At 60.5% G+C, this 1,608-nt stretch carries 3 protein-coding genes; 2 read left to right on the top strand and 1 reads right to left on the bottom strand.

Features of this window, described 5'->3' with window-relative positions; translation table 11 throughout:
- On the bottom strand, positions 1-347 hold a 347-nt coding region (locus AC4FAH_RS14060; RefSeq protein WP_490246258.1), incomplete at its 3' end, for an alcohol dehydrogenase catalytic domain-containing protein.
- A 329-nt stretch (positions 348-676) separates the two neighbouring features.
- On the opposite strand from AC4FAH_RS14060, the gene AC4FAH_RS14055 reads away from it, so the two are divergent.
- Both AC4FAH_RS14055 and AC4FAH_RS14050 read left to right on the top strand, forming a co-directional pair.
- On the top strand, positions 677-865 hold the full coding sequence (locus tag AC4FAH_RS14055) for a PFL_1563 family small protein (RefSeq protein WP_084589604.1): 189 nt from the start codon (positions 677-679) through the stop codon (positions 863-865).
- A gap of 205 nt (positions 866-1,070) precedes the next feature.
- Positions 1,071-1,608: LabA-like NYN domain-containing protein (locus AC4FAH_RS14050; protein WP_490246257.1), on the top strand; the 538-nt coding region annotated here is incomplete at its 3' end.

Raw genomic sequence — 1,608 nt, 5'->3', positions numbered from 1 at the left:
TATTGCTCGAGCCCCTTCTGACAGGCGCTGCATTCACGGCAGGAATCCACCATGCAGCCGACGCCGACCATGTCGCCCACCTTGTACTGACTGACGTCATTGCCCACCTGGGTCACCCGACCCACGATCTCGTGCCCCGGCACCAGCGGATACTGAGAAAAGCCCCAGTCATTGCGGCCGACGTGCAGATCCGAGTGACAGACACCGCAGTAGAGAATCTCGATGGCCACGTCATCCGGTCGCGGCTGGCGACGCTCGAAGTTCCAGGGCGCCAGGTCTGCCGTTTCGGATGCCACCGCATAAGCGCGAGTCTGGCCGTCAAAATCACCATTGGAAGGGCTTGTCATGGAGTCTCTCCTTGCTTGGCTGAGCGACGGACAGCCTGACCATCAAAGATGATTCAGCGCCCGTAAAAGGATTCGCATGCCATGCGGCAATCGCGATCATGCCCACTGACCTCTTGCCGACAGCCCGACTTTTCAATGGCTTGGCCGCCCTGCATCACTGTGTTGGTCAGATCGCAACAGCGACCCACCAAGCTGCGCGAGGCTTGCAGACACAAGGAAAGCGGCGCAAAACATCAGGCTTCTGATTCCAAATTGACGCCATCAAGCAGCAAAGTTGCCACTGTGTTATCATGCATCTTCACCCCTCACGTCTTGGAACGGAGTCCCGTATGGCGAATACTCGTACTGCTGCAAAGAAAAAAGCACCGGCTGCTGTCGAAACCTCAGCCTCGCTTGAAGCTCAGATGCAGGCCTTCCTGGACCGTGGTGGCAAGGTGGATGTGATTGAATCCGGTGTCAGCGGCCAGGTCATTGGCGTCAAGCCGACCAAGCCGTCAAACCCTGCTGCCAAGAGCTGAGGCTTGCCCATCAAGCCTTGGTGCCCGAACGCGCTGCTCGCCTCACTCAACTGGCGTCTGCCATCGAGTCACTGACCGGTGAGAGCGTTGTTCATCGCTAGACCTCCAGCCGCTGCCCTGCATCATCAGGTAGCGGCCGGCTTCTTTCTGGGGAGAGGAAAATCACCTCTTGCCTACCCTTGCTCCTCCCGCCACGGCGACGCCCATGCCAGCCTCTACTTCGCGCGACAGCTCCCTCGACTCCCGCCAGCACAGCGTGCATGGCACTCGCGACGCGGATGGGGCACGCACACGCCTGGCCGTCTTCATTGATGTGCAGAACATCTACTACACCACCCGCGATACCTTCGGCCGGCAGTTCGATTATCGTCGCCTGTGGGCAGAGCTCGAGCGCCTCGGCTCGATTCAACATGCCTACGCCTACGCGATCGACCGTGGCGACCCCAAGCAGCAGCAATTCCAGCAGCGCCTGCGCGAGATAGGCTTCACGGTCAAACTCAAGCCCTTCATCCAGCGCGGCGACGGCTCGGCCAAGGGCGACTGGGATGTCGGCATCACCATCGACGTGATGGAATCCGCCCCCGAGGTCGATGAGATCATCCTCGCCTCCGGCGATGGCGACTTCGCCCTGCTGCTGGATCATGTCGCCACCCGCCACGCCATCACCACCCGCGTCTATGGCGTCGAAGCCCTCACCGCCCTCGCCCTGATGAAAAGCGCCCATCACTTCCGCGAAGTCGATG

The organism is Cobetia sp., from assembly GCF_983723665.1.
The sequence above is the reverse complement of the archived record's forward strand: the minus strand, read 5'-3'. Positions and strand labels throughout refer to the sequence as shown.